This window comes from Rubrivirga sp. (genome assembly GCF_049648075.1).
GTDB lineage: Bacteria > Bacteroidota > Rhodothermia > Rhodothermales > Rubricoccaceae > Rubrivirga.
The window spans coordinates 1-3,739 of the sequence record NZ_JBARYR010000668.1 but is presented as its reverse complement, the minus strand read 5'-3'; the positions used below and the strand labels follow the sequence as shown (position 1 = coordinate 3,739).

The following is a 3,739-nucleotide window of genomic DNA, read 5'->3' as shown; positions in this document are numbered from 1 at the left end:
GTCGAACGTCCACCGCGTGACGCCGTCCAAGAGCGCCGGCTGGCGCAGGGTCTGGTTAGCGCCCGTGTCTCGCAGCTCGACGGGCCGGTCGGCCGTGAGAAGGAGGAGGGGGACGCCGGCCGCATCGGCTTCGGCGGCGGCGGGGAGCAGGTTCGCGACAGCCGTCCCGCTCGTCGTCACGACGGCCGCGGGGTCGCCGACGGCTTTCCCGTGTCCCAGAGCTAGAAACGCCGCCGCTCGCTCGTCCCAATGCACGACGACCTCGGCCGACGGGTGCGCCGCGAGAGCGAGCGCGAGCGGTGTGCTCCGCGATCCAGGCGCGACGACGAACAGCCGCACGCCCTGCCGGACCAGCTCCTCGACCAAGAGCGCGGCCCACATCGCGTTGAGCGTCGGGAAGGGGCCGAGATGCGGAGCGGTCATGGGGAGCGAGAAGCCGGGCGCCGTGGACGGCGAGCCCTCGCACCCGGTTCGCCCTCGAGGTCGAGACTAGGTCGTCGCGGCCGGACGGGAGAGGCCGGCTGTGCGGCTCTCGAGATCCGCGTTGGCTGCGCCGGCCTGACGGCTCTCGATGCTGCCATCTGCGTCGTGGCGGAGCGCGCGGAACACGAGCAGGTGGCCGAAGAAGGCGACCTGAACGAGCCACGCTGGAAGCCACACGCCCGGCCACGACGCTGGCAGGGTCATGCGCGGCTCGGTCTCGAAGATCCCGAACGCCGATGTCGCGGCGACCCCGACGACCGTCGCGAGCAGCGCGAGCCCGAGCACGTTCCACGCCACGACCAGACCCCGAGGCGGCGATCCGAGCCAGAGCCAGACGCCCAACACCAATCCGAGCACGCCCGTGACGACGTCGAAGTTGAGCCCGTGGTACGACACCTCGATGGGCACGATGCCGGCCGTCGAAGACGCCGCCAGCAAAAGCCCGACCGCGATCCGAAACGCCTGGAATCCCACGAGCACCGCGAGGGGAAGCTGGAGGAACCGGTCGCCGAACGTGGAAAACGCCAGCACTCCCATCCCGATCGAGGTCGCCACCAGCAGCAGCGCGACCGGCGGGGGCCGCGCGTCGAGGTCGGCCAAGACCCCGGCCTGGGCCAGGGCACCAGACACGCCCATCACGACCGCGGCGACGGCGAGAGCGCGCAGCGCCCACGTTCCTCGGCGCACCGGAGACCACGCCGCCCCGACGACCAAGAGGGCCGCCATCGCGAACGACAGCCCGACGAATCCAGCAGCGATCGAGCTCGGCGTGAGCCGAAGCTACACCATTGGATTTGTGCGACCTCGAGGACGCGGTTCATCGTCGTCGAGGCCGAGCAGACAATACCGCGGAGACGAGTTCCCAACGCCCGTTTGCCTGTGCCGATGGACAACCGGACTCGACGAACGGCCGAGCTGTCACAGAGTCCGCGCTGAGCGGCCGGTACCTCCGGTGTGCCCCGCCGACGCTCCCGTTTCCGTCTCGGCCCCATGCTCGTCGCGCTGGGGCTGGCCCTCGCCCTGTCTCCGCTGTTGTGGCCGGGCGCCGACAGCCCCGTAAGCGACGTGGTGTCAGCCGTCCTCGACGCGGCGGCCGACCGCGTCCTCGAGGCCGTGCGCGACGACGGGGCCTGATCCGTCCTCGAGGCCGCACCGGAGCCGTCTTGCGTTCGTCCTCGAGGACGTGTGCGAAGCGTGTGACACGGCGTCCGTCACGGGTTCGGTTCGATCCTTTGCGATCTTCCGCCCCCACATGGACGTCGACCGCGCCGAGTTCGTCATCATCGACACCGAGACCACCGGCTCTCGGGCGGGCGAGGACCGTCTCATCGAGGTCGGCGCCGCGCGGCTGGTCGGGGGCGAGATCGTGGACACGTACCAGCAACTCATCGACCCGGGCCGTCACGTGCCGAACCGGATCACGCGGCTGACTGGGATCTCGACGGGGATGGTCTACGGCAAGCCGGACGCGAGCGAGGTGATGCCCCACGTCGTCGACTTCCTGGGCGACGCGGTGTTGGTGGCCCACAACCTGCCGTTCGACGCGCGCTTCCTGGATGTGGCGCTCGCCGACGCGGGGCTGCCGCCGCTCCAGAACCCGTCGCTCGACACGCTGCGGCTGGCCCGCCGGCTGCTCTCGTCGCTGCCCTCGAAGGGCCTGTCGAAGCTGACGCAGCACTTCGGCATCGAGGTTAAGGGGCGCCACCGTGCGCTCGGCGACGCCGTCGCCACGGCCGAGCTGTTGGTGATTCTCCTGGAGCGGATGCGGCTCGAGTTCGACATCACGACCGTCGATGGCGTCCTCGGCTTCCAGCGCCGCCGCTACAAGGACACGCGCCGCGTCCCGACGCACCTCAAGAAGATCCGTGAGCAGGCCCTCCCGCTCCTGCCCGACCGGCCCGGCGTCTACTTTATGCGCGACAACCGCGGCTCCGTCATCTACGTCGGCAAGGCCAAGAGCCTGCGCAACCGCGTCAGGAGCTACTTCACGGGCGTCGAGAACCACGACCCCAAGACGCGCAAGCTGGTCCGCGACGTCCGCAACGTGACGTGGCGCGAGACCGGGACCGAACTGGCGGCGCTCCTAGAAGAGTCGAAGCTGATCAAGAACTACCTCCCGGTCTACAACCGCGCCCAGCGGCGCTACCGCGATTACCCGTTTATCCGGCTCGACACGACCCACGACTACCCGACGCTCTCGTGGACGCCGCGCATCGCGCACGACGGCGCCGAGTACTACGGTCCTCTCGGGCGTCGGGGACAGGCCGAAGAACTCACCGAGTTGATCGGGCGCCTGTTCAAGCTCCGCGAGTGCGACGACAACGTGTTCTCGCTGGGCCGGCCGTGTCTCTACGCCGAGATGGGCCGGTGCGGCGCGCCGTGCGTCGGCGGCGAGGGCGCGGAGCAGTACGGCCTCGAGGTCGAGCGCGTGCGGCGGTTCCTGACGGGCCAGGATACCGAGGCCGTGGACCTGGTCGAGGACGCGATGCGGGAGGCGGCGGCGGCGCGCGAGTACGAGGCGGCCGGGTGGTACCGCGATCAGCTTCGGAGGCTCGAGCGGATGGTCGGCCGCCAGAAGACGATCGCGAGTGCGGTCCACGAGCACCACGCCGTTTTGGTCGAGCCTCTAGCCGCCGGTTACAACGACCTCGAGGGCGGCGCGCAGCTCTTCCTGATCCGCTACGGGCGTTTGGAGGGCCGCGCCGACCTGCCCACGGACCCCGGCCCGGACGAGATCGCCGCCCTCGAGGCCGCTCTCGCCCAAGCGTTCGACCCCGACACCCTGCCGCCGGAGAGTCACCGCCGGCCGGACGTGGACGAGATGCGGATGCTGGCGAACTGGATGCGCCTCAACACGGGCGGCACTGTGGTCCGATGGAACTCCGACCTCGAGGGCGGGGCGTTCGTGGACGCCGTCCTTGAGGCCGCGCGCGGGACGGTGACGGCGGCCGCGGACTGACCGCTAGGACGTAGGACCAGCGGTTTCGTCGCTACCTCGGCCCTCGAGGGCGGTGCACGGGGCGTGTCGTCGGACGTCTCTTCGAGGTCGGGATGACGGGTGGTCTCGCCCCAGGATACCTGGTCCAGGCCGCGTGCTCGGATTTGCGGAGACGCAGTCGCCCACGCTCGTTCAGCAGCACACGACGCGCCCCGCCGGCATCGAGGCCGGTGGGGCGTGCTGTAGGGGTCGTCCTCGAGGGCGAGGCCTAGACGGCGGTCACCCGCGGGCGAGATCCGCGAGCGTGCCGAGGGCGTC

The 3,739-nt window shown here is 70.4% G+C and carries 4 protein-coding genes; 2 read left to right on the top strand and 2 right to left on the bottom strand.

What is annotated here, in order from left to right; all coding sequences use genetic code 11:
- Positions 1–423: thiamine pyrophosphate-binding protein (locus WBA11_RS17950; RefSeq protein ID WP_424522005.1), on the bottom strand; the 423-nt coding region annotated here is incomplete at its 3' end.
- Between the two features lie 66 nt (positions 424–489).
- On the bottom strand, positions 490–1,209 hold the full coding sequence (locus tag WBA11_RS17945; RefSeq protein ID WP_424522004.1) for a hypothetical protein: 720 nt from the start codon (positions 1,207–1,209) through the stop codon (positions 490–492).
- Positions 1,210–1,473: 264 nt separating this feature from the next.
- On the opposite strand from WBA11_RS17945, the gene WBA11_RS17940 reads away from it, so the two are divergent.
- Both WBA11_RS17940 and WBA11_RS17935 read left to right on the top strand, forming a co-directional pair.
- Positions 1,474–1,617 (top strand): hypothetical protein, encoded by a 144-nt coding sequence (locus tag WBA11_RS17940; RefSeq protein ID WP_424522003.1) that lies wholly within the window; start codon positions 1,474–1,476, stop codon positions 1,615–1,617.
- A gap of 118 nt (positions 1,618–1,735) precedes the next feature.
- Positions 1,736–3,442, top strand: coding sequence for a DEDD exonuclease domain-containing protein (locus WBA11_RS17935; protein WP_424522002.1), 1,707 nt, complete (start codon positions 1,736–1,738; stop codon positions 3,440–3,442).
- Positions 3,443–3,739 lie beyond the last annotated feature (297 nt).

Coding starts and splice junctions, on each gene's coding strand:
- WBA11_RS17945 (WP_424522004.1), bottom strand. CDS start 1,209: ATGGCGGCCCTCTTGGTCGTCGGGGCGGCGTGGTCTCCGGTGCGCCGA.
- WBA11_RS17940 (WP_424522003.1), top strand. CDS start 1,474: ATGCTCGTCGCGCTGGGGCTGGCCCTCGCCCTGTCTCCGCTGTTGTGG.
- WBA11_RS17935 (WP_424522002.1), top strand. CDS start 1,736: ATGGACGTCGACCGCGCCGAGTTCGTCATCATCGACACCGAGACCACC.